This is a genomic window from Streptomyces sp. NPDC048424, assembly GCF_040651555.1.
Taxonomy (GTDB): domain Bacteria; phylum Actinomycetota; class Actinomycetes; order Streptomycetales; family Streptomycetaceae; genus Streptomyces.
On record NZ_JBEZKE010000001.1, the window covers coordinates 203,718 to 225,139 of the forward strand.

23 protein-coding genes are annotated in these 21,422 nt (G+C 72.7%); 2 read left to right on the forward strand and 21 right to left on the reverse strand.

What is annotated here, in order from left to right:
• Positions 1 to 9: 9 nt before the first annotated feature.
• The 21 genes from AB0D29_RS01005 to AB0D29_RS01105 form a co-directional block, all read right to left on the reverse strand.
• Entirely contained in the window at positions 10 to 342 is a 333-nt protein-coding gene (locus AB0D29_RS01005; RefSeq protein WP_362851479.1) for a hypothetical protein, read from the reverse strand.
• Positions 339 to 2,915 carry an insulinase family protein gene (locus AB0D29_RS01010; protein ID WP_362851481.1) on the reverse strand — a complete coding sequence of 859 codons (2,577 nt, stop codon included), beginning with the start codon at positions 2,913 to 2,915 and terminating at the stop codon, positions 339 to 341. Before AB0D29_RS01010 ends, AB0D29_RS01005 begins: the two co-directional genes overlap by 4 nt.
• Positions 2,915 to 3,856 carry a hypothetical protein gene (locus AB0D29_RS01015; protein ID WP_362851483.1) on the reverse strand — a complete coding sequence of 314 codons (942 nt, stop codon included), beginning with the start codon at positions 3,854 to 3,856 and terminating at the stop codon, positions 2,915 to 2,917. The genes AB0D29_RS01010 and AB0D29_RS01015 overlap by 1 nt, the downstream gene beginning before the upstream one ends.
• Positions 3,853 to 4,581, reverse strand: coding sequence for a flavoprotein (locus AB0D29_RS01020; RefSeq protein WP_362851485.1), 729 nt, complete (start codon positions 4,579 to 4,581; stop codon positions 3,853 to 3,855). The genes AB0D29_RS01015 and AB0D29_RS01020 overlap by 4 nt, the downstream gene beginning before the upstream one ends.
• Complete coding sequence (locus AB0D29_RS01025; RefSeq protein ID WP_362851487.1) at positions 4,578 to 5,540, reverse strand: LLM class flavin-dependent oxidoreductase; 963 nt, start codon at positions 5,538 to 5,540, stop codon at positions 4,578 to 4,580. The genes AB0D29_RS01020 and AB0D29_RS01025 overlap by 4 nt, the downstream gene beginning before the upstream one ends.
• On the reverse strand, positions 5,537 to 7,417 hold the full coding sequence (locus AB0D29_RS01030; protein WP_362851489.1) for an ABC transporter ATP-binding protein: 1,881 nt from the start codon (positions 7,415 to 7,417) through the stop codon (positions 5,537 to 5,539). Before AB0D29_RS01030 ends, AB0D29_RS01025 begins: the two co-directional genes overlap by 4 nt.
• Entirely contained in the window at positions 7,414 to 8,637 is a 1,224-nt protein-coding gene (locus AB0D29_RS01035; RefSeq protein WP_362851491.1) for an ABC transporter permease, read from the reverse strand. Before AB0D29_RS01035 ends, AB0D29_RS01030 begins: the two co-directional genes overlap by 4 nt.
• The gene (locus tag AB0D29_RS01040) at positions 8,634 to 9,521 is read right to left on the reverse strand and encodes an ATP-binding cassette domain-containing protein (RefSeq protein WP_362851493.1); all 888 of its coding nucleotides are present in this window, start codon (positions 9,519 to 9,521) and stop codon (positions 8,634 to 8,636) included. The genes AB0D29_RS01035 and AB0D29_RS01040 overlap by 4 nt, the downstream gene beginning before the upstream one ends.
• Positions 9,514 to 10,563, reverse strand: a complete 1,050-nt coding sequence (locus AB0D29_RS01045) for a methyltransferase (RefSeq protein ID WP_362851495.1) — start codon at positions 10,561 to 10,563, stop codon at positions 9,514 to 9,516. Before AB0D29_RS01045 ends, AB0D29_RS01040 begins: the two co-directional genes overlap by 8 nt.
• A 169-nt stretch (positions 10,564 to 10,732) precedes the next feature.
• Positions 10,733 to 10,903, reverse strand: a complete 171-nt coding sequence (locus AB0D29_RS01050; protein WP_362851497.1) for an LxmA leader domain family RiPP — start codon at positions 10,901 to 10,903, stop codon at positions 10,733 to 10,735.
• Between the two features lie 58 nt (positions 10,904 to 10,961).
• Positions 10,962 to 11,132, reverse strand: a complete 171-nt coding sequence (locus AB0D29_RS01055; RefSeq protein WP_158717266.1) for an LxmA leader domain family RiPP — start codon at positions 11,130 to 11,132, stop codon at positions 10,962 to 10,964.
• A 67-nt stretch (positions 11,133 to 11,199) separates the two neighbouring features.
• Positions 11,200 to 11,406 (reverse strand): LxmA leader domain family RiPP, encoded by a 207-nt coding sequence (locus tag AB0D29_RS01060; RefSeq protein ID WP_030718520.1) that lies wholly within the window; start codon positions 11,404 to 11,406, stop codon positions 11,200 to 11,202.
• 127 nt (positions 11,407 to 11,533) lie between these two features.
• Positions 11,534 to 12,634, reverse strand: a complete 1,101-nt coding sequence (locus tag AB0D29_RS01065; RefSeq protein WP_362851499.1) for a T3SS effector HopA1 family protein — start codon at positions 12,632 to 12,634, stop codon at positions 11,534 to 11,536.
• Positions 12,631 to 13,692, reverse strand: coding sequence for a class V lanthionine synthetase subunit LxmK (lxmK, locus tag AB0D29_RS01070; RefSeq protein WP_362851501.1), 1,062 nt, complete (start codon positions 13,690 to 13,692; stop codon positions 12,631 to 12,633). Before lxmK ends, AB0D29_RS01065 begins: the two co-directional genes overlap by 4 nt.
• A 58-nt stretch (positions 13,693 to 13,750) precedes the next feature.
• Positions 13,751 to 14,110: a hypothetical protein gene (locus AB0D29_RS01075; protein ID WP_362851503.1), complete on the reverse strand. Its 360-nt coding sequence runs from the start codon at positions 14,108 to 14,110 to the stop codon at positions 13,751 to 13,753.
• 217 nt (positions 14,111 to 14,327) lie between these two features.
• Positions 14,328 to 14,630 (reverse strand): transcriptional regulator, encoded by a 303-nt coding sequence (locus AB0D29_RS01080; protein WP_362851505.1) that lies wholly within the window; start codon positions 14,628 to 14,630, stop codon positions 14,328 to 14,330.
• Positions 14,630 to 15,082, reverse strand: coding sequence for a hypothetical protein (locus AB0D29_RS01085; protein ID WP_362851507.1), 453 nt, complete (start codon positions 15,080 to 15,082; stop codon positions 14,630 to 14,632). Before AB0D29_RS01085 ends, AB0D29_RS01080 begins: the two co-directional genes overlap by 1 nt.
• A gap of 123 nt (positions 15,083 to 15,205) precedes the next feature.
• Entirely contained in the window at positions 15,206 to 15,394 is a 189-nt protein-coding gene (locus AB0D29_RS01090) for a hypothetical protein (protein ID WP_362851509.1), read from the reverse strand.
• Positions 15,378 to 15,953, reverse strand: a complete 576-nt coding sequence (locus AB0D29_RS01095; RefSeq protein ID WP_362851511.1) for a DUF1772 domain-containing protein — start codon at positions 15,951 to 15,953, stop codon at positions 15,378 to 15,380. The genes AB0D29_RS01090 and AB0D29_RS01095 overlap by 17 nt, the downstream gene beginning before the upstream one ends.
• Positions 15,954 to 16,095: 142 nt before the next feature.
• Positions 16,096 to 18,069 (reverse strand): potassium transporter Kup, encoded by a 1,974-nt coding sequence (locus AB0D29_RS01100; RefSeq protein ID WP_362851513.1) that lies wholly within the window; start codon positions 18,067 to 18,069, stop codon positions 16,096 to 16,098.
• Positions 18,070 to 18,090: 21 nt separating this feature from the next.
• Positions 18,091 to 19,062, reverse strand: coding sequence for an alpha/beta hydrolase (locus tag AB0D29_RS01105; protein WP_362851515.1), 972 nt, complete (start codon positions 19,060 to 19,062; stop codon positions 18,091 to 18,093).
• A gap of 232 nt (positions 19,063 to 19,294) precedes the next feature.
• On the opposite strand from AB0D29_RS01105, the gene AB0D29_RS01110 reads away from it, so the two are divergent.
• Together AB0D29_RS01110 and AB0D29_RS01115 are read left to right on the forward strand one after the other, a co-directional pair.
• Positions 19,295 to 20,911 carry an MFS transporter gene (locus AB0D29_RS01110; RefSeq protein ID WP_362851517.1) on the forward strand — a complete coding sequence of 539 codons (1,617 nt, stop codon included), beginning with the start codon at positions 19,295 to 19,297 and terminating at the stop codon, positions 20,909 to 20,911.
• A 28-nt stretch (positions 20,912 to 20,939) separates the two neighbouring features.
• Positions 20,940 to 21,419: a cupin domain-containing protein gene (locus tag AB0D29_RS01115; RefSeq protein WP_362851519.1), complete on the forward strand. Its 480-nt coding sequence runs from the start codon at positions 20,940 to 20,942 to the stop codon at positions 21,417 to 21,419.
• Positions 21,420 to 21,422: the final 3 nt, after the last annotated feature.

The window sequence follows — 21,422 nt, forward strand, 5'->3', positions numbered from 1 at the left end:
CGGGGCGCGTCAGCGGCCCGGGGTGTCCTCGGGGTCGAGCAGCCATTCCCACCCGACCAGCCCCGGGTCCTGCCACAGCCTCCGCAGTTCCTCGGTGACGGCCTCGGCGGCCGTCGCCTCCGGCAGGACGACCGCCAGCGAGAAGCCCACCGCGAAGAAATGCACCGTCCCGCGCCAGCCCGCCGGCAGCAGGGACGACACGCGCACGGCCGTGGTCTCCGGCGCCCCGGGCCGTTCGTGGGCCGGCGCGGACGCCGCCGCCGGCGACGGCATCACCAGGACGCGCAGGAAGGTCAGCGCACCGGTGTCCCGCGGCGCGGGCTCGTGAGGGCCGTCCGTCATGCCGCCCGCCCGTCCGGCAGGTCCCGCGCCGCCTCGTCCGTGTCCACCGTGTCCGTCCCTACCGTGCCCGTTTCCACCGCGCCCGTTTCCTCCGCGCGCGTGTCCTCCGCGTCCGTTTCCACCGCGTCCGTCCGCACGGCCAGGGCCGTCAGCGGCCGCTCCGCGAACATCCGTACGGCGGCTCGGGAGACGTCGGTGAGCGGTGCCTCGCGCAGCGCCCGGGGCAGGCGCATGAGCCAGGTCGCGTCGTGCCCGTAGGCGGCGGTCTGACAGAGCATGTCCGCAAGGGTCTCCTGCGTGTCGAACACGCTCAGCACCTGGCCCGCGCAGAAGAGCCGTGTGGCGTCCGCCTCGGCCGCCGTGAACGGCTCGCCCGCCAGCCGGCGCACCCGCTCGCGCAACTCCCGTACGGTCTGCGGCCGGTGCGGCCCCTCGTACCAGGCCCGCAGGTAGGCGCGGTGGCCCGCCGCGGCCGTGTCGCGGCCGGTGATCACGGTCAGGCCGGGGGTGCGGTCGACGGCCAGCCGGGAGCCGAACCAGCCGCCCAGCGCGGCCGTGGCCAGGTAGTCCGCGGCCTCGGTCGCGGTGCTCATCGCCGCGGGCGCGCAGAGGGTCACGTGCGCCTCGGCGGCGCCCGGCCGGTGCAGGGTCAGCACGGTGTCCTCCCCGTAGGCGTCTGCGGGCCCCGGCGCCGCCCCCTCGGGCGTGACGGCGTCGGCGGCGCTCCACCCGGCGAGGGTACGGGTCACCAGGGCGGCCGTGGCGTCCGGGTCGCCGGGACCCGTGACGACGACCACGGCACCCGCGGGTCCCGGCAGCGCGGCGGCGCCGCCGGCCGCCGGGAGCAGCCGCAGGCGCAGCGCGGCGTCGGCGGCCCGCTGGAGCGCGATCGCGGCCGGGGCGGCGAACGCCGCCGCCTGCGCGGGCCCGTTCGGGCCGTCCGCCCCGACCGTACCGGCGGCCAGGACCGTCCCGACGACCGTACGCAGCCAGTCCCCGGCCCGCTCGGCCGGTGCGTGACCGCTCACTTCCAGCCACTGCTCGTCCGTGGTCACCTGGACCGTGCCGAAGTGGCCCGTGGCCCGCCAGGCCGCGCCCGCCCGCAGCTGGGCCTCGTACGCCAGCCGCCGGACCAGGCCCGGGGCCCGCCAGCCGCCAGGACCGAGCGGCGCCTTGATCCGCAGCTCGGCCAGCGGGGTCCGCTCGTCCCGGTAGCAGACCACGCGGGTGCCGGCCGGGGTGAGGGTCTCCGCCCACGAGGGCACGACCGGCTCGCCGGTGGCGCGGGCGGACCGGACCGGGACGGCCGGGGCCTCGTACGGGGCCGGACGCGTGCGCTCCGGGCCCGGCTCCAGCACCAGCACGGCCCGCGCGGTCCCGCGCAACGCCCGTGCGGCCCGGGCCACTTCGGCGGGACCGACACCGGCCAGCAGGTCGGGCAGTTCCGCGAGGAGTCCGGGGCGGCCGAAGAGCAGCTCCAGCCGGCCCAGCGCGCGGGCCCGGGTCTGGAGGTCGTCGTGCCGGCGCACGTGGTCCAGTGCCAGGTCGCGGACGGCCGTGCGGACCGCCTCGCCGTGGCCCGGCGCGCCCGGATCCGCCCAGTGGGCCAGCCCCGCGTCGACCCGGTCCACGAACCGCTCGGGCGCGGTGTCCGGCGACAGCAGACCGGTGACCACCAGGGTCTCGGGAGCCAGGGCGTCGAGCGGCCCGAAGAAGCCGCAGCTCGTCTCGACGGGACCGCCGCCACCCCGCGCGCCGGTGGCGCGCAGCAGCCGGGCCAGCACGGTGTGCGCGAGGTACCCGGCCAGGTCGCGGGCGGGGTCCGGCAGCCGGTAGCCGAGCGCCACGGCGGTCGCGGGCACGCCCGGTTCGGTGCCGTACGCCCACCGGTCGGCCTCCGGGGCCTCCTCGCGCAGGTCCGGGCGGGCGGGCACGGGCCGCCCCGGGATGTCCCCGAAGTGCCGCTCGACGAGCGCGCGGGCCTCGGCCGCGTCGAACCCGCCGGCGAGCGTCAACACGGCGTTGCCGGGCGCGTAGTGCTCGGCGAAGAAGGCCCGGCAGTCGGCGACGGTCGCCGCGCGCAGCCGCTCGGCGTCCCCGTACCCGTCGTGCGCGTTGGCGTACGAGCGGTAGAGCACGGCGGGCAGCAGCGGCCAGGGGAAGCCGCCGTACGGGCGCTCCACCGTCGTCCCGTGGATCTCCAGGGCGACGCCCTCCAGTTGCTCCGCGAGGGCCTCCTCGGTGAACAGCGGCGCCCGCATCCGGTCGGCTTCGGCGAACAGCGCCCCGTCGAGGGCGGAGGCGGGAACGGCCTGGTAGTAGTCCGTGTAGTCCTGGTGCGTGGTGCCGTTCGCGGAGCCGCCGAGCCGGTGGATCCGGTCGTAGAACTCGCCGCCGGTCAGCTGCTCGCTGCCCTGGAACATGAGGTGCTCGAAGAGGTGCGCGAAGCCCTCGCGGCCGGGGGGTTCGGACCGGAATCCGACCCCGTAGTGCACCGCCACCGCCACCCGGGGGTGGCGGTGTGAGGGGGCGAGCAGCACCCGGAGCCCGTTGGGCAGGGTGAACCGGTGCATCAGTGGTCTCCTGGTGCGGTGGGACCGCCGAAACCGGTGAGGTAGCCGAGGAAACCGGCGAAGCGTTCGACGGTCTCCGGCTGCCAGCCGACGTAGGCGGTGTAGTCGTGCAGGTGCAGGGCGATGCGCAGGGCCGCCAGCCGCGGCCGCAGCGGGCCGAGGGGGCGCCCGTACCCCTCCTCGACGGCGTCGACGAGCCGCTGCCAGGCCTCGCTGTCGCCGCCGAGCTGCCAGGCGAGCTCGGTGAGTTCGCCGACGGCCCAGCCGACGTCGGAGTACCAGGGGGCGAGGCACACGTCCTCGCCGGCCAGCAGCTCTACGGGGCCCTCGCCGCCGGGGTCGGCGACGAGCGAGCCGAGGCCGGGCGCGCCGTGGGAGACGACGAGGGCCGGATCGGCGGCGAGTTCGGCGGTCCAGTCGCGCAGCCGGTGCCAGCGCTCGGCGCCGAGCCGCTCGCGCAGCACGGACGCGGCCTGCGCGGCCCAGACCTCCGGCGCGCGACCGGCGAGCCACGCGTCGAGCCGGGCCCAGCCGCGCGAGGCGGTGGGCGGGGCCGGCGCGCCGGTCGCAACCGGGAGCGGGGCGGTGTGCAGCGCGGCGAGGGCGCGGCCGAGGGCGTGCAGGGCCGGGCGCAGCCCGGGGTGCGGGCCGTGCCGCAACAGGTGGCCGGCCACGGACTCGTCCCCGGACAGGCCCCGGTAGGCGCGTGCGCCGCCGGGCAGCTGCTCCCCGTAGACCAGGCGCACGCCCGGGGTCCGGGGGGTCTCGGGGAGGGTGGCCGGGAGCGGGTGGAAGCCGGCGGGCGCGAGCGGTCCGGGCTCGCGGACCCACAGGCCGCCGTGGACGGTCGTGCGCAGCAGCCCGGTGCCGAAGCGGACGGGACCCGCGCCGACGTCCTCGGCGATGCCTTCGACGGCGCCGTCGACGGCGGTGGCGGTCACAGCGTGCTCGCCGGCGGCGGGAGGGGTACGGACACGGCGGCGGCCGCCAGTTCCCCGCGGCGCTGCTCGACCATCGCGAGCGCGTCCGGCAGTGGCGCCGGCGCCCAGGCGTCCTCGCGTCCCGTGGTCATGGAGCGCCCGGGACGGGGCGGGAGCACGGCCACGTTGGGCCGGGCGGCCAGCGCCGCGTGGTGGGCCCGGTACGCGGCGCTGTGCAGCCCGCCCGGCGGCAGCGCGGGCAGCAGCACCACCGGGGCGGTGGTGCACTGCGCGGCCAGCAGCGCGGGGCTGTCGGCCAGCCCGAGGGCCAGGCGCGCCATGAAGTGCAGGGTGGCGGGGGCGACGACCACGGCCTCGGCCCACTCGGTCCACAGCACGTGCCGTGCGTGCACCTCGTCCTCGGCCCAGCGGTCGGGCAGTACCTCGGCGCCGCTGTGCCCGGCGAGCGTGACCCGGCTGACGAACCGTTCGGCGCTCGCGGTCACCCCGATCCGCAGTTCCAGGTCCGGGTAGGTGCTGCGCAACCAGCCGAGCCAGTAAGGCAGTTCGGCGGCGGCGACGGCCCCGGTCACCACGAGCAGCAGCCGTGAGATGCCCAGCGCGGGCGCCGGTACGGCGGCCACGGAAGCGGGGGCGGCCAGGGCGGCCGGTGCGGCGACCGCCGCCGCAACGGCCGCCGGGGCCGGCGCGACGGGGGTCGCGACGGCCTGCGTACCGGCGCTCACCGGGTCAGCTCCGGCAGCATCGCCCGCAGGTCGGCCAGCGCGGAGGGCAGCCCCTCCACCTGGCACACACCGGTCAGGTTCAGCGCGATCTCGTCGACGCCCACCGCCGCGTACTCCACGAGCCGGTCCCGCACCTCGCTGATGTCGCCGTGGACGAACGCGCCGCCCTCGATCACGGCCTTCGCGACGGACATGGGGTCGGGCTGGTCAATGTCGATGCCCGAGCGGCGCAGCATGTCCTGGTAGTGCGGCATCGACAGGTGCCCGGTGTTGCCCGCCAGGACCAGCTTCGCCGGGTCCCGGTCGGGCGCGGTCAGCGCCACCGGCACCATCGCCACCAGGCGCGGCATCGGCCGGCCCGCGGCCTCGGCCCCGGCCTGCAGCTCGGGGACGATGACGTCCCGCAGGTACTTCGGCGGGGTCAGCCACGTGATGGCCACGTCCGCCACCTCGCCGGCCAGCCGGGCCATCTTCGGCCGCAGCACCCCGGCGCCGAGCTCGACGCGCGGCCCCGGCAGGGACGGCAGTCCGATGCGGCAGTCGAAGTACTCGCCCCGCAGCTCGACCTCGCGGTCGGCCAGCAGGCCGCCCATGATGGTGAAGTACTCGCGGACCGCGCCGAGCTGGCTGCGGTAGGGCGCGCCGAGCACGTTCTTCTGGAGGATCGCCGCGCCCGGTCCGATGCCCGCGACCACCGGGTGGCCGGTGGTCACCGCGAGGGACTTGGCCTGGAGCGCGGCCTCGATCGGGTGCCGGAAGGGCATCAGCGTGACCGCCGTGCCCACCGGGATCCGGAATCCGGAGGCCGCCGCGTACGTGAAGGTCTGGTACGGCTCGGACATCAGGGCCTGGCCCTGCCACAGCCGGTCCGCGGCGCCGGAGGCGACCAGCGCGGCCAGCGGGAGCGCCTGCTCGTGCCGGGTCGGCATGAACGGCATCATGATCGAGTACTTGGTCATGCCGTGACTTCCTTCGTGGACCGGGCCGCCGGGGTGGCGGCGCCGCTGAGCAACTGGGCGCTGACCAGTTCGATGTAGGCGGGGCTGGAGTCGAGCAGTTCGTCGTGCGTGCCCTCGGCGATGACCCGGCCGCGGTCCATGACGACGACCTTCGCGGCGTGCCGGACGGTGGACAGGCGGTGGGCGACCACGAGGACCGCGCGGTCCTCGGCGAGGGTGTCGACGATCTGCCGCAGCCGCTGCTCGTTGACGCTGTCGAGCTGCGAGGACGGCTCGTCGAGGAGGACCAGGCTGCTGTCCGCCAGCACCGCGCGGGCCAGGGCGACCCGCTGGCGCTGACCGCCGGAGAGGTCGTGGGCGCCGCCGAGGACGGTGTCCAGGCCGTCGGGCAGGGCCCGGACGGGGGCGTCGAGGCCGACCGCGGCCAGCGCCGCGTAGAGCTCCTCGTCGGTGGGCACGGCGGCCAGGCCCAGGCTCAGGTTGGCCCGTACGGTGTCGCCGAGCAGGGTGAACGCCTGGTCGACGAAGGCGATCCGGCCGCGCAGCTCGTTCAGCGGCAGGCTCGCGGCCTCCTCGCCGAACAGGTGCACGCGGCCCGACTGCGGCTCCATGAACCGTTCGATGAGGGCCAGCGCGGTGGACTTGCCGGCGCCGGAGAGACCGACGACGGCGGTCAGGCCCTGGGCGGGCACCTCGAAGTCCACGCCGCGCAGCACGGGTTCGTCGCCGTAGCCGAAGGTCACGTCCTCGAAGCGGACGGCGGGGGCCGGACCGGGGGTGTTCCGGCCGCCCGCCGTCCGTGCCGGCTCCGCCGTGCCGGGCGCCAGGTCCTCCACCGGCAGGGCGAAGACGTCGTTGAACCGCTGCCGGGAGGTGAGCCCGGCCTGGATCTGCGCGGCACCGGAGGCCGCCATGATCAGGGGAGCGGTCAGCTGGAGCAGGTAGAGGAGGAAGGCGACGAAGTCGGGGAGGGCGAGGTCACCGGAGACGAGCCGGGCGCCGCCGCCGAGCAGCACGGTCAGCAGGGCGATCTGCTGGCCCAGGTTGATCACGGGGACGACCAGCGACTCCATGCGCGCCGCGTCCACGCCGAGCTTCTCCAGCCGCCGTGCGTGCCCGTCCAGGGTGCGGCCGACCCGCTCCTCCGCCCGGTACGCCTTGATGATGACGAGGGCGTCGAGCGCGGTGATGAACTGGTGGGTGAGGGTGCCGATGTCGTCCTGCATGTTCTGGTACGTGCGCCGCAGACCGCGGATCACGACGGCGACGATGGCCAGGGCGCACACGAATCCGGCCAGGGTGATCAGCAGCAGCACCCAGTCCAGGACGCCCATGATGACGATGGTGCCGAGCAGGGTGATCGCGGCCATCGGGAGCTGGATCGGCCCGATGTTGATGGCGCCCTTGAGCTGCATGGCGTCGGCGGTCAGCCGGGTGGCGAGGTCGCCGCTGCCCACCGCCTTCGCGTCGGACAGCCGCATGGCCAGGCCGCGCCGCATCGTGGTGATGCGCAGCCGGCGGACGAGCTGCTCGCCGAGGCGGGACAGCAGGAACGCGGCGAGCGCGCCCGCCAGGGCGGAACCCAGACCCGTGCCGATCATCAGCAGGGCGGCCCGGGTGAGCCCCTGGCCCTGCTGCACCTGCTGGACCAGCTCGGCGACGACCAGCGGCAGGGCGAGGGTGGCGGCGGCGGACACCGCCGCGAGCAGGGCGATCACGGCCATCTGGAGCCGGTTGCCCGGGCGGAACAGCTCGCGCAGGATGCGCAGTTCACCGTCCCAGGAGTCGGCGGCGCGTTCGGCGCGGTCGGCGGCGGCCTCGGCCTCCGCCTCGGCCGCCGCCTCGGCGGCCGCCGTGGTGTCGGTGGTGACGGTCATGACATTCCCCCCAGTCGGGCGTTGCGCAGGGCGGTCCGCGCCTTGACGATGCCGCCGTGCTGGAGCAGGCCGCCGATGTAGATCCGGCCGCCGACGCGCAGCAGCGCGGCGATCGAACCGAGCAACAGGACGGCGGCCAGGGCGATCTCCCACCACGGCACGTTCTCGCTCGCCATCCGGACCGGCATCACGGCCGAGGACAGGCCCGGCACCAGGGAGAACACCCGGGTGAGGGTGTCGCTGATCCCGGTGAAGGGCGCCAGCGCGGCCATCAGGCTCAGCGTCTGGAGCATGCTGACCGGGCCGGCCGCGTGCTGGAGGTCCTCGGCCCGGGAGGCCAGGGCCCCCGCGACGGCCCACAGGGCGGCGAAGCCCAGGAAGCCGGGGATGAACCAGAGCACCACGGACACGCTGGTGCCGATCGCGTCGGCCGGCGCGTCCACCAGGTCGGCGGCGATGGCGACCGTGACGCCGCCCGCGGCCATGGCACTGATCTGCACGAACGCCACGAGCCCGATGCCGAGCACCTTGCCCGCCAGCAGCTGCCAGGCGTGCACCTTGGCCAGCAGCACCTCCACGATGCGGCTGGACTTCTCCTCCAGGACGCCCTGGGCGATGCCCTGGCCGAACATGAAGGTCAGGAAGAACAGGGCCATCACGCCGATCGCGGCGGTCATGGTCCGCTCGGTCGTACGGTCCGCGTCCGGGTCCAGCGCGGACACGGTCAGCGGCTGTACGGTCAGGGCCCGCGCGATGGCGGGGTCGGTCAGTCCGCCCTCCCGCAGCCGGTCGGTGGTCTGCGCCGTGCGGTGGGCCTCGTACAGCGGGCCGGCCAGCGGCTCCGGCAGCTTCTCGCGGACCAGGACGCGGCCTTCGCCGACCAGCGCGGCGTCGGCCTTCTCCGCCCGTACGGCGGCCTCCGCGGCCGCCTCGTCCTCGTAGGGGACGACCTTCACGCCGCCCGCGCCACCGTCGCCGGATGCCCCGGCGGTCTGCGCGCGCAGCGATTCGGTCAGGTCCCGGTGTTCGCCGACGACGGCGAGGACCGGACGGTCCGCCGCGCCGGTGAAGACCTTCTGCAGCCCGAGGGCACCGCAGAACACCAGGATCATCATGACCAGGGAGGCCCACAGTTCCTTGCGCTGGAACTGCGTGACGATCTCGCGCCAGGCGACGAGACCGACGAGGGTGAGCGGCCCGTGCGGGGTGTTCCGGTTCATGCTGTCACCGCCTCGCGGAAGATTTCGGTCAGGGAGGACTCGCGCCAGGCGAAGTGGACGATGTCGCCGTGGGCCTGGGCGGCCGAGAGGATCTCCCGTACGGGGACCTGCTCGTCGACCTCCAGCGTGTAGCGGTCGTGGCGCGCCTCGACGACGCGGGTGCCCGCAACGGCCGACGCCCACCCGGCCGGAGCGCCCTCCAGGGCGATCTCCAGGCGACGGGTGGTGCTGCCGCGCAGTTCCTCCACCGTCCCCTCGGCGACCAGGGCGCCGTCGCGGACGATGCCCACCCGGTCGCACAGCCGCTCCACCAGGTCGAGCTGGTGGCTGGAGAAGACGACGGGGACGCCGTCGCGGGTGAATTCCGTGAGCGCCTGGGCCATCGCGTCGGAGGCCACCGGGTCGAGGCCGGAGAACGGCTCGTCCAGGATCAGCACACCGGGGCGGTGGATCAGGGCGGCGATCAGCTGGACCTTCTGCTGATTGCCCAGCGACAGCTTGTCCAGCACGTCCTTGGGGCCCATCTTGACCCCGAGGCGCTCGATCCACTCGTCGGCGAGGGACTTGGCCTCGCGGGCCCCCATGCCGCTGAGACGGGCGAAGTAGACCAGCTGGTCGCGGGGGCGCATCTTGCCGTACAGGCCCCGCTCCTCCGGCATGTAGCCGATGAGGCGGCGGTTGCTGCTGTCGACCGGGCGGCCCTCGAAGCGGACCTCGCCGGTGTCGGCGGCCAGCATGCCGAGCGCGATGCGCATGGCGGTGGTCTTGCCGGCGCCGTTGGCGCCGCAGAACCCGTACAGCTCACCGGGGCGGACCTGGAAGGACAGACCGCGCAGGACCTTCTTGTCGCCGAACGCCTTGGTGAGAGCGTCGAACTCAAGCACCGGCCACCTCCGGGACGCGGTCCCCGGCGACGGCCGGGGAGAACTCGACGACGGACCGGACCGGGGTGACCGGACCCTGCCAGGTCGGGGTGAGACCGGCCCGGTCGGCCAAGTCCTTGACGGCCTCGACGGTCCGGGCCGGGACCGGGACGGTGGCGGCGACGCGCAGCGCGGTGTCGGCGGCGGCCAGGCCCGTGCCCATCTCGGGCAGGTTGATCTCGGCGAGGAGCACCCGCCCGTCGGGGCCGGCGGCCTCGGCGACGCGGCGCAGGATGGCCACGGACTTCTCGTCGCTCCAGTCGGCGAGGATCCCCGACAGCAGGTAGACGTCGTGGCCCTTGGGCAGTTCCTCGAAGAAGCTGGCGGCGACGGCGGTGCCGCGGTCGGCCAGGCCCGCCTCCTCGATGCGACGGGCGGCGATCCCCGCGACGTTGGGCAGGTCGATGACGGTGCCCCGCAGGTGCGGGTGGGCCCGCAGCAGCTCGATGAGCAGGGTGCCGTTGTTGCCGCCGACGTCGGCGACGCTGCGGACCGAGGACCAGTCGTACGCGCGGATGACGGCGTCGGCGTCCCAGCCGGCCTCGGTCGGCCCCTCGGCCTCCAGGGCTCTGACGTAGACCGGGTCGGTGTTGATCTCGTCCCAGTAGTCGCGGCCGAACACGGCGGCGTGGGAGGCCTCGCCGGTGCGCACGGTGTGCAGCAGGCCCACCAGTCCTAGGGAGACCCGGCCGAACAGGCCCTCCATGCTGAGGTACTGGGCCAGGCTCGGCTCGTTGCTGCGCAGCAGGGGGCGGGAGAGGTCGGTGAGCGCGTGGACGCCGTCGGCGTCGACCGTGAACAGCCCCAGCTCCACGAGGTAGCGCAGGAGTTTCGCGAACACCTCGGGGTTGGCCCCGGCCCGTTCGGCCAGCGTCGCGGCGGTGCCGCCTCCTTCGGCCACCAGGTCGGCGATGCCGAGGGTGGCGGCCACGCGGACGGCGTTGGGCTTGAGGAGGTCGGACATGTCGAGGAGGGTCTGGGTGTGTGCGCTGTTGTCGGTCATTCGCCTGGGCTTCCCGTTGTGGAGGTGAGGGGGTCGATGGGCACGGGGCCCGGAAGTGGGGCGGGCACGGTGCCCGGAAGTCAGGTGCGGGCGCGGGGGCCCGGGGACGGGGCGGTGAAGGCCCCGGGGGGCGGCGGGTGCCCGGTGTGGGGCACCCGCCGCGGGCGTTTTAGCCCGGCCCGTTGGTGGTGACGTAGCTGAGCGCGAAGCTCGCGACGGCGCCGCAGAACGGGGTGGTGGCCGGGGCGCCGGTCACCGCGTCGACCTCGATCTCCTCGGCGTCGGCGTAGGACTCGTAGCCGGTCACCAGGTCTTCGAGGGTGCTCTGGTCGTTGCTCATGGTGTTCGTCTCCCTTCAAGGGGTGTGTGTGGACGGTGAGTTGGGGCGGGGCTCCGGCTTAGCCGGGTCCGTTGGTGGTGACGTAGCTGAGCATGAAGCTCGCGGCGGCACCGCAGAACGGGGTGGTGGCGGGGGCGCCGGTCACCGCGTCGACCTCGATCTCGTCGGCGTCGGCGTAGGACTCGTAGCCCGTCACCAGCTCCTCGAGGGTGTTCTGGTCGTGGGACATGTTGTTCACCTCCCTTCGTCGGCTGGTTGCGTACGGGGGGACGGCGGCTGCGGGGATCCCGCGGGGATCAGCAGCCGAGCTTGTAGGTGGCGCCACCGGCGGCGGAGGCGGCGGCCGAGGCGCACCAGCCGGAGGACACGGCGGACGCGGCGATGGTCGCGGCGCAGACCGGGGTGGTGGCCGGGGCGTCGGCGACCGCCTGGATGCCCAGCTCCGAGGCCTCGGCGTAGGTGTTGTAGCCGGCGACGAGGTCCATCATCGAAGCGTTGTCCATGGTTCTTCTCCTTGTGGATGGGTGCCCGGTGGGCACCTGAGAGGTGTGCCGTACGTGGTGCACGTGCGGTACGTACTGAGGTGGAAGCAGGGAGCGGGTGCGCGGGCACTCACGCCCTGCAGCCCCCTCAGGCCGCGGCAGCCGTCGAGGCGGTGCCGGTCGCGCCCGGGGTCGCGGGTGCGGGGAGTTCCGGCGAGGTGAGGTTGCGCGCCGGGCGGTGCGGGTCGATGCCGGCCTGGGTGAAGCGGGCGGTGAGCGCCTCGGCCAGCGGCGTGCCGTGCCGGGCCCGGTCGAGCAGGGCTTCGGCGGCGGCGCCGGCGCGGTGCTGTCCGAAGCTGAGGCCGCGCATGGCCGGCCGCTGGTCCGCGGGCTCGAAGGCCACGCCGACGCCGGGGGCGACGCGGTGGACGAAGTGCGAGGTCTCGGACCCCAGTCCGGGCAGGGACGGCGCCAGTTCGGCGAGGACCGGAACGGCGTGCCAGGCGTCGGGCTGGAGGTAGACGACGAGGGCGTCGCGCCGCGGGTAGAGCGGCAGGCAGGAGAGGACCTTGGCCTGGTACGCGATCTCAAGCTCGTTGAGCCGGGTCAGGACGGCCTGCCAGGCCTGAGGAGCGGCCTGGGAGTCGGTCAGGTTCAGGTAGACGCGCAGCAGTTCGGCCGGTGCGCCCCGGTTGACCGGGCTGGTGACGACGAAGAAGCCGGGGGAGAGCGCGGGCCGGGCGGCCGGTACGCCGAGTTCGACGAGGGTGCCGGGGGCCGGGTCGGTGACGCTCATGGTCCGCCGGGGGACCCAGGTCCGGATGCCGTCCCGCAGGACGAGCACGTCGGGGGCGTCGGAGGGGGTGCCGGGCGGCTGCGGCAGCACCACGGCCTCGGCGGTGACGCTGCGGTGCGGTACGGCCTCGCCGAGGCGCCGCTCGAAGTCGGGGTCGCGCAGGATCCGCGGCAGCTTGGAGGCCGACTCGTCCTGGCCGGAGTGCAGGGTCTCGTACAGGGCGGTGCCCAGGAGGGTCTTGAGCTCGCCGGGGCTGTCCGCGGTCAGTTCGCGGCCGGCGACGGTCGCGGAGAGGCGGTCGTCGGCGATGCGGACGCCGTCCAGGGCGTGGAGCAGCGCGGCGGGCGGTGCTTCGGTCGTGCCGGTGGCCGTGCTCGGGCTCGTCGTGCTCGTGCTCGTGCTCGTCGTGCTCGTTCTTGTCGTGCTCGTTCTTGTTCTCGTTCCCGTGCTCACGGGGCTACCTCCAATCCGAGTGCGGTGACGAACTTCTGGGGGTGGAGAAGGATGTTGCGGCCGATGCCGGCGGCCGCCCGCTCGATGCCGGACAGGCGCATCCGCTGCGTGCTGCCGGCGATCAGGCGGTCGAGCATGTGCCAGCCGGCGAAGGCGGTGGCACGCTCGGGGAGTCCGGGGTCCATGTCGGGGCGTACGGCGGCGTACTCCTGCCAGAAGTGCCGGATCTTGGGCCGCAGGCGTTCGATCTTGGCCACGCCGCGGCTGAGGATCGCCTCGTGGGTGAGCTCGTACTCCTCGGGCCCGTTGCCCTCTTCGTCGCCACGGGTGGTGACCACGTCGAGGATGGAGCGGTAGAGCCACTCGCCGGCGAAGCTGCCCACGTCGCGGGCGGGGTCGGCGAGCCGGAACTCCTCCCAGTCCGCCACGTACAGGCCCTCGTCGGTGAGCAGGAGCTGGTCGACGCGGAAGTCGCAGTGGGAGGGGACCTTGGGCGCGGCGGCCTCGGCGGCGCGCAGCCGCGTCAGTGCCTCGACCAGCTGTGCGTCGCTCTGCATCAGGCGCCAGGCCTGGAGTTCGGCGAAGCCCAGGTTGTCGAACATGCCCGGGGGCAGGCCCTGGAGGAAGCCCAGGGAGGGCAGCGCCGGCGGGGTGGTGTCCAGCTCCTCGGGGTCGGGGTGCTGCGCGCCGTGCAGGAGGCCGATGGCGCGGCCGACCTGGCCGGCCAGCTCGTCGTCGAAGCTCTCGTCCACCATCAGCTCGGCACCGCTGCGGGCGCCGTCGAGGTAGGTGAAGGCGACCAGCCGTTCGGCGGTGTCGTTGCCCAGGAAGACCGGGCCGCGCAGTGCGTGGGGCGGGAGGGTGACGGCGAACCGCTCGAAGGCGAGCAGGCGCCGCATCCGGTCGCGGACGTCATCGCCGGTTCCCACGAGCCGTTTGACGAAGACCTCCCGGCCGCTTTCCGTGCTGCCGGCCCATATTTCGTTGCGGCCTATCGGTGCGGAGACCGAATTCCTGTCGAAGTGGCCGAATCCCATGCGGTCGAGAAAGGATTCCACCGCCGGAACTCCGTCGAGATCGACGGGAGCGAATGTGGTCGACATCGGGTGGCCGGCCTCAGATGCTCTGCGTCGCGGGACCGTTGGCCGCCGGCGGGCTCTGCCAGCCGGGGATCGCCTGGCTCGGGCCCTGCGGGCTCGGGCTCTGCCAGCCCGGGATCTGCTGGCTCGGGCTCTGCCAGCCCGGGATGGACGCTGCCGTGACCTGCGGATCCGTCGGCTCTGTGGGGGTCTCGTCGGCCACCGTGACGGCGGTCGCGGTGACGTGGTGGAGGCCGGCCGGTGCGGCGGAACGGTCCTCGGAGTCACCCGAATTGGTCAGGGTCGCGACGGCGATTCCGGCGACCAGTCCCAGTGCGGTGAATACGTAGACCGAGCGCTTCTTCGAACGTTCCTTGGCGGTGGCCGACTTCGTCATTTCGTTTCCCCTCGTGGTGTCGTTTCCTTCTCGACGTGGACAACTCTGCCGCGCCGGAAGGCCCCTGAGAGGGAAAAGACCGTTCAGCTTCCTGTATGCGCGGTTCAGCTTCCTGCACCGGGTTCCGGGCCGCTGAGGATGTCGCGGAAACGAAGCAGGCCCAGGTCGCTGACCTGGGCCTTCTTGGGGGAGCGGAATCGACCGCGCGGGCGCCGTCCTATCCGAGAGGTGTACGGGCGGCCGCCACGATCCGCTCGAGCGCCGAAGCGTGCCGCTGGAACGCCTGACGCCCGTGCGGGGTCAGGCGGAGGTGGGTGTGCCGTCCCGTACGGTCCCGGGTCTTTCGGACCTCGACGTACCCGGCGTCCGCCAACGCGGCGACCTGCTTGGACAGGGCCGAGTCGCTGGTGCCCACCGCGTCCCGGACGAAGCCGAACTCCACCCAGTCGGCCGGGGACAGGAGCGCGACGATCGAGAGCCGTGCCGGAACGTGCAGGAACTCGTCGAAGTCGGGATCCATCAGCGCTGGCCGTTCCCGCGGACGAAGCTCTCGACGACCGGGCGCAACGCGTACGAGGCGACCACGATCGCCACGGCGGTGACGGCTGCGGCGAGCGTGTGCCGCGCCGGCAGGCCGAGGAAGTGGGCGCCGATCGCCACCGCCCAGAAGAGGACGAGCAGGGCGACTCCCCGGGCCGCGTAGAAGAGCGCCTCCGGGCCGACGGTCTTCCGGCGGACGGGCGCCCGGCGCTGGTGCACGAACAGCCCGCCCAGGGTCAGGCCGTTCCCCACCAGGACCGCGGCGGTGTTCCAAGGGCTCGGCAGATCGAAGGACGAGCACACCGCGAACAGGCCCAGTGCCGAAACGATCACGTAGGGACGGGAGGCGGCGTGGCGCATGTAGGCGTCGAACGTCTGCTCCTGACGGTGGTGTATTGCGTTGAGGGCGGTCTGGGCGTCGTAAGCGGTCACGGCTGGCGTCCCTGGTCATCGGCGTTCCGAGTACTTTCTCGCAAGGAAAGTACCACCTTCTTTCCTGAGAGGAAAAAAGGTGGTGGGAGGGTCGGGCGAGCGAGCCCTGTTGCCGCTGTACGGCTACTGCGGAGCGGCGGTCCTGCCGCTCCGGCGGGCCATCCCGCGGTAGACCACCCAGAGGCTGACCAGAACCAGGAGCGCACCGCCGATCGGCCACCCCACGGACCCGCCGTCGCGGTACTGCCTGATGCCGATCACCAGCAGGAGGGCGGACGGAATCAACCCTGCCCAGTCAAGGGCTCTGCTCAATCTCGCGACGTTCGAGGACTCGATCATGCCCAGATCCTGACAGACTCCCGCGCGCCCCACCAGGCCCGCGCTGCGCGCTTGTCGCATGGCCTCTGACCTGCGGGTATCGACCCGACAGGGTCAGAGCGATCAGCAGGGCGAAGGCCGTGACGGCGGTGAGTGTGCGCAGGTTGTTGAAGAGTTCCCAGCGACGCAGGATCTCCGCGTGATCGGCCGGGGCCGAGGTGAGCGCCCATTGCTTGATCCGGCCGTTGATCGGCACGTTGCCGAGCCGGGTGATCAGGAAGGACGCGAGGGTCAGCAGCCCCGCCGTACCCGCGATCAGCCGGGCACGTCCGCGCGTCAGGGCCGCGAGGGCGAGGGAGCTCAGCGTCGAGACGGCCATCGCGGCCTGCATGGTGATGCCGTTCATCTTCATCAGCTCGGCGTGGAACGACAGGCGCATGTCGAGCGGTACCGCGTTGAAGGTGGGGACGAGGTTGGCCGCGCCGTACCCGAAGGCCCCGGCCAGGAGGCCGGTGGCGAGCAGGGCGAGTGCCTGAAGGACTCGGATGCGCATGTTCGTGGGCTCCAGTGCAGGGGTGTCGCCGGTGTGGCTGAACGCCGCGCGTTCGCCCGGCTCTCCCCCCTTCGACGAAACGCCGCAGCGGAGTGTGAGCGATCGGGCCGGCCAGGCCGACCAGGCCGGCCGGGCCTTCCGGCTAGACCTCGATGTGCGAGCCCATGATGACCGTCTGGTCGCGGGGCAGGCTGAAGTACTCGGCGGCGTCGGCGGTGATGTAGGACGTGGCGATGAACAGCCGTTTGCGCCACGCCGCCATCGTGGGCGCCTTCCCCCGGCGCAGCTCGATCTTGGACAGGAAGTAGGAGGCCTGGTCGGGTTGGAGCCGCCCCTCGGTCATCGCGGGGTCGAGCACGGCCAGGGCGCCGGGCACGTCCGGTGTCTCCATGTAGCCGAACCGGGCGGTGACGTGGATGATCCCGTCGTCGCCGTAGCCGAGGTCGTCGACGACGCACCGCTGGTCCACCGGGACCCGGGGGACCGGCTCCGTCTCGAGCGACATGATCACGACCTGGTCGTGCCGTACGTGGTTGTGCTCGACGTTGGCCCGCATGGCAAGGGGCGCGGTCTGCTTGCCGCGGTTGAGGAAGACGGCCGTGCCGGGGACACGGCTCGTCGCCGCCGTACCGTTGCGCAGCTGCTCGACGAACTCGCGCAGCGAGCCTTCGTGCCGTTCCCGCTCCGCGGTGACGAGCTCGCGGCCGCGCCGCCAGGTGGTCATGACCGTGAACGCGATGATGCCGATCAGCAGCGGCAGCCACGCGCCGTGGACGAGTTTGGTCAGGTTGGCGGCCACGAACAGCAGGTCCACGCAGAGCAGTACGGACCCGCCGATGACGAGCACCCACACCGGTGTGCCCCACTTCACGCGCGCGACGTAGAAGAACAGCAGGGTGGTGATGGTGATGGTCCCGGTCACCGCCATGCCGAACGCGAAGGCCAGCGCCGTGGAGCTGCGGAAGGCGAAGACCAGGGTGAGGACCGAGACCATCAGCAGCCAGTTGATCCACGGGACGTAGACCTGACCCATGGTGGACTCGGAGGTGTACGCGATCCGCAACCTCGGCAGGTAGCCGAGCTGAGCGGCCTGGGACGCGACCGAGTACGCGCCGGTGATCACCGCCTGCGAGGCGATCACCGTCGCCGCCGTGGCCAGCAGGACCATCGGCCATCGTCCCCAGCCGGGTACGAGCAGGAAGAACGGGCTGCTCGTGTTGTCCGGATCGGCGAGGATCAGCGCGCCCTGGCCGAGGTAACTCAGTACGCACGCGGGGAAGACGAGGATCAGCCAGCCGCGGGTGATCGACCGGCGGCCGAAGTGCCCCATGTCGGCGTACAGCGCCTCGGCGCCGGTGACCGCGAGCACGACCGCGGCCAGGGCGAAGAAGGCGGTACCGAAATGGCCGAACAGAAAGCCCAGGGCATAGGTCGGCGACAGCGCCCTGAGGATCTCCGGATGGTCGAGGATGCCGACCACCCCGAACGCGCCGATGGCGAGGAACCACGCGATCATCACCGGCCCGAACACCCGGCCCACCACCGCGGTACCCCTGCGCTGCACCATGAACAGCACCACGATGATCACCGCGGTGGCCGGCACGACCACGCTCTCCAGCGACGGCTCGACGACCTTGAGCCCCTCGACCGCGGACAGTACCGAGATCGCCGGGGTGATCATGCTGTCACCGAAGAACAGCGCCGCGCCGAAGATGCCCAGCGCGATCAGCGTGCCGGTGGCGCGCCGGCCCTGCTCCGAGCTCCACCGCCGCAGCAGCGTGATCAGCGCCATGATGCCGCCCTCGCCGTCGTTGTCGGCGCGCATCGCCAGCAGCACGTACGTGACGAGGACGATGACGACCACCGACCAGAACACGAGGGAGACCACCCCGTACACGTTGTCCGTGCTGACCGGGACGGGGTGCGGGTCGCTCGGGTTGAACACGGTCTGGAGGGTGTAGATCGGGCTGGTTCCGATGTCGCCGAAGACCACGCCGAGAGCGCCGACCACCAGCGCGAGACGTACCGTCTCCTGCCCGCTCGGGCCACGGGCCTCCGACGGCCGGGACGCGGCCTCACCACCCGGGTCCGTCCCGTGCCGGCGGCGATCGGCCATGGTGCTCCTCCTCGGCGCGGGCTACGGGTGGAGTGCCCCGCGCAGCGCCTCGATGGCCATCGTGCGTGCGACGACGGTCGCCTTGGAGTCGCGGAGGCTGTCGAGCATGAGGAAGTCGTGGACCATCCCCAGCACGCGTACCGCCGTGACGTCCACTCCCGCCTCGCGCAGCTTGGACGCGTACGCCTCGCCTTCGTCGCGCAGCACATCGGCCTCATCGGTGATGAGCAAGGTGGGGGGAAGGCCACGGAGTTGCTCGATGTCGGCGCGCAGCGGTGAGGCATGGATGTCGGCGCGCTGCGCGGGGTCGGTGGTGTAGGCGTCCCAGAACCACTTCATCCCGTCGCGCGTGAGGTAGTAGCCATCGGCGAACTGCCGGTACGAGGGGGTGTCGAAGTTGGCATCGGTGACCGGGTACAGCAGCACCTGGGCCGCCAGGCGGACATCGCCGCGTTCCTTGGCCATCAGCGCGAAGACGGCGGACATGTTGCCGCCGACCGAGTCGCCGCAGACCGCCATGCGCGAGGCATCGAGGTTCCGCTCCCCGCCGTTCTGGATGATCCACTTGCCGACCGCGTAGTTCTGCTCGATCTGCGTGGGGTACTTCGCCTCGGGGGCCAGGTCGTAGACCGGGAAGACCACCGCGGCCTCCGATCCGGTCGCCAGTTCCCGGACCAGTCGGTCGTGCGTGTTCTCGTCGCCGAACACCCATCCGGCGCCGTGGATGTACAAAACCACCGGGAGGGTCTTCGTCACGCCCCTGGGGCGGATGATGCGGGCTCGGACCTGGCCGTACTGGCCCGCGTCGACGCTCACCCACTCCTCGTCCACCTCGGGCTTGGGCACTCCCTTGCCGGCCTGCAGATCATCGAGGATCTCCCGGCCGTTCGCCGGTGGGACTTCGTAGAGACGCGGGTGCGGCTTCGTGGCCTCCACCAGTTCCTGGGCCGCGGGCTCCAGGACCGGCGTCGGGACCATCGTGGAAGTAGCCATCGTGTGCCTCCTGCCTCACAATGCGGGTCGTCACGGCCATCTCCCATCGTCTCTCGGCAGCACAGCGGTGCAACTCCGGCCAGATGCGCCGCACCTACGCGGAGAGGTCTGGACAACACGGAAGCGGCCCGGGCATCGGCGCGTCCCGTATGGCGTAGCGCGGTCCGCCAATCGGCTGATCTGTTTGGCGGGCCGCGGATCCGCCCTCCCGTTGTGCTGGGACGATCCGCCCATGCCCTCAAGGACAGGTACGGCCGAGAGTTCTGCGACAGCGCGAGTCGTCCTGCTGACGCTCGCGGCCGGACAGTTCCTGATGGCGCTCGACAGCTCGGTCATGAACGTCTCGATCGCGACGGTGGCCGAGGACGTGGGCACGACCGTGACGGGGATCCAGGGCGCCATCACGGCCTACACCCTCGTGATGGCGATGTTCATGATTCCGGGCGGCAAGGTCGGGGCGCTGATCGGCCGCAAACGCGCGTTCCTGATCGGCTGCTGCATCTACGGGGCCGGCTCCCTCACCACGGCGCTCGCACCGAACCTGACCGTGCTGCTGCTCGGCTGGGCGCTCCTCGAAGGCCTCGGGGCGGCGCTCATCCTGCCCGCGATCGTGGCGCTGGTGGCCGGCAACTTCGTCCCTGAACGCCGCCCCGCCGCCTACGGACTCGTCGCGGCGGCGGGGGCCGTGGCGATCGCGCTCGGGCCGCTCATCGGGGGTGTCGCGACGACGTACTTCTCCTGGCGGTGGGTCTTCGCCGGTGAGGTGCTGGTGGTGCTCGGCATCCTGGTGCTGGCCCGCCGCATCGCCGACACCCCGGTCGGCGAACGCGAGCCCATCGATCTCGTCGGCGTCGTGCTGTCCGCGCTCGGGCTAGGGCTCTTCGTCTACGGGGTGCTGCGCTCCGACGAATGGGGCTGGTTCCAGCCGAAGCCCGACGCACCCGCGCTGTTCGGGATCTCGCTGGTCGTGTGGCTCATGCTGGCGGGCCTGCTGCTGATCTGGCTCTTCCTGCGCTGGGAGGCCCGCCTCGTGCAGCAGCGCAGGGAGCCGCTCATCGACCCGGCGCTGCTGGAGAACAAGCAGCTCACCGGCGGGCTGACCATGTTCTTCTTCCAGTACCTCGTGCAGATGGGCGTGTTCTTCGTCGTACCGCTCTACCTGTCGGTCGCCCTCGGCCTGTCCGCACTGCAGACCGGTGCCCGCCTGCTGCCGCTGTCGGTGACCCTGCTGGCGGCCGCGGTCCTGATCCCCCGCTTCCTCCCCGACGTCTCGCCGCGGCGGGTGGTCCGGCTCGGGGTCCTCGCGCTGCTCGCGGGCGCGGTGGTCCTGATGGCCGCGCTCGACGCCGACGCCGGCGCGGAAGTCGTCACCGTCCCCCTCCTGCTGATCGGGCTCGGCATGGGAGCGCTGGCGTCCCAGCTCGGGTCGGTCACGGTGTCCGCGGTACCGGAAGAGAAGAGCGCAGAGGTCGGGGGCGTCCAGAACGCCGTCACCAACCTCGGCGCTTCGATCGGTACCGCACTCGCCGGATCGGTCATGATCGCCGCGCTCGCCGGCTCCTTCCTGACCAGCGTCGAGCAGAATCCGGCGGTCCCGGACAGCGTCAAGAGCCAGGCGACGGTCAAGCTCCAGAGCGGCGCCCCCTTCCTGTCGGACGCCCAGCTCGAGACGGCCCTCGACGAAGCCGGCACCAGCGGTGAAGTGGCCCAGGCCGCACTGGACGCGAACGCCGCGGCACGACTCGACGGCCTCCAGGCCGCCCTCGCCATCCTGGCCCTCGCCGCCCTGCTGGCGTTGTTCTTCACCCACCGCATCCCGACGACCCAGCCCCGCTCGTCGGAGCCCTAGTACCGCCTTCATCGACCGGGAGACAAGCATGACGACCATCAAGGACATCGGGCCGGAACCTCAAAGCTTCGACCTCGAGAAGGCGACGCTCGACAACACGAACTATCGCGCGGTCGCCTGGTCCGGGAAGTACCTCCAGCTGACCCTCATGTCGATCCCCGTGGGTGCGGACATCGGCTTGGAGGCGCACCCGGAGACCGACCAGTTCCTACGGCTCGACGCGGGCCGGGGCCGCGTCCAGATGGGCCGTACGAAGGATCGACTCGACTTCGACAGGGAGGTCGAGGACGGCTGGGCGATCTTCGTGCCCGCCGGCACTTGGCACAACGTCACCAACATCGGTGACGAGCCCCTGCAGCTCTACGCCGTGTACGCGCCGGTCCACCACGCGCCGGGCAAGATCCAGGCGACGGCCGACGACGCGGAGCGCGACGAGGACGCGGGCAAGGACGAGCCGCCGAACTGGTCGGTCCAGCCGGTCCGGCAGCCCTCGGACAAGCACGCCTGACCC

Excerpts from the sequence above, each read along its gene's own strand:
- AB0D29_RS01115 (WP_362851519.1), top strand. The coding sequence starts at position 20,940 with ATGACGACCATCAAGGACATCGGGCCGGAACCTCAAAGCTTCGACCTC.
- AB0D29_RS01075 (WP_362851503.1), bottom strand. The coding sequence starts at position 14,110 with ATGACGAAGTCGGCCACCGCCAAGGAACGTTCGAAGAAGCGCTCGGTC.
- AB0D29_RS01080 (WP_362851505.1), bottom strand. The coding sequence starts at position 14,630 with ATGGATCCCGACTTCGACGAGTTCCTGCACGTTCCGGCACGGCTCTCG.
- AB0D29_RS01025 (WP_362851487.1), bottom strand. The coding sequence starts at position 5,540 with ATGACCAAGTACTCGATCATGATGCCGTTCATGCCGACCCGGCACGAG.
- AB0D29_RS01050 (WP_362851497.1), bottom strand. The coding sequence starts at position 10,903 with ATGAGCAACGACCAGAGCACCCTCGAAGACCTGGTGACCGGCTACGAG.
- AB0D29_RS01105 (WP_362851515.1), bottom strand. The coding sequence starts at position 19,062 with ATGGCTACTTCCACGATGGTCCCGACGCCGGTCCTGGAGCCCGCGGCC.
- AB0D29_RS01060 (WP_030718520.1), bottom strand. The coding sequence starts at position 11,406 with ATGGACAACGCTTCGATGATGGACCTCGTCGCCGGCTACAACACCTAC.
- AB0D29_RS01095 (WP_362851511.1), bottom strand. The coding sequence starts at position 15,953 with ATGCGCATCCGAGTCCTTCAGGCACTCGCCCTGCTCGCCACCGGCCTC.
- AB0D29_RS01110 (WP_362851517.1), top strand. The coding sequence starts at position 19,295 with ATGCCCTCAAGGACAGGTACGGCCGAGAGTTCTGCGACAGCGCGAGTC.
- AB0D29_RS01055 (WP_158717266.1), bottom strand. The coding sequence starts at position 11,132 with ATGTCCCACGACCAGAACACCCTCGAGGAGCTGGTGACGGGCTACGAG.
- AB0D29_RS01030 (WP_362851489.1), bottom strand. The coding sequence starts at position 7,417 with ATGACCGTCACCACCGACACCACGGCGGCCGCCGAGGCGGCGGCCGAG.
- AB0D29_RS01100 (WP_362851513.1), bottom strand. The coding sequence starts at position 18,069 with ATGGCCGATCGCCGCCGGCACGGGACGGACCCGGGTGGTGAGGCCGCG.
- AB0D29_RS01035 (WP_362851491.1), bottom strand. The coding sequence starts at position 8,637 with ATGAACCGGAACACCCCGCACGGGCCGCTCACCCTCGTCGGTCTCGTC.
- AB0D29_RS01005 (WP_362851479.1), bottom strand. The coding sequence starts at position 342 with ATGACGGACGGCCCTCACGAGCCCGCGCCGCGGGACACCGGTGCGCTG.
- AB0D29_RS01010 (WP_362851481.1), bottom strand. The coding sequence starts at position 2,915 with ATGCACCGGTTCACCCTGCCCAACGGGCTCCGGGTGCTGCTCGCCCCC.
- AB0D29_RS01045 (WP_362851495.1), bottom strand. The coding sequence starts at position 10,563 with ATGACCGACAACAGCGCACACACCCAGACCCTCCTCGACATGTCCGAC.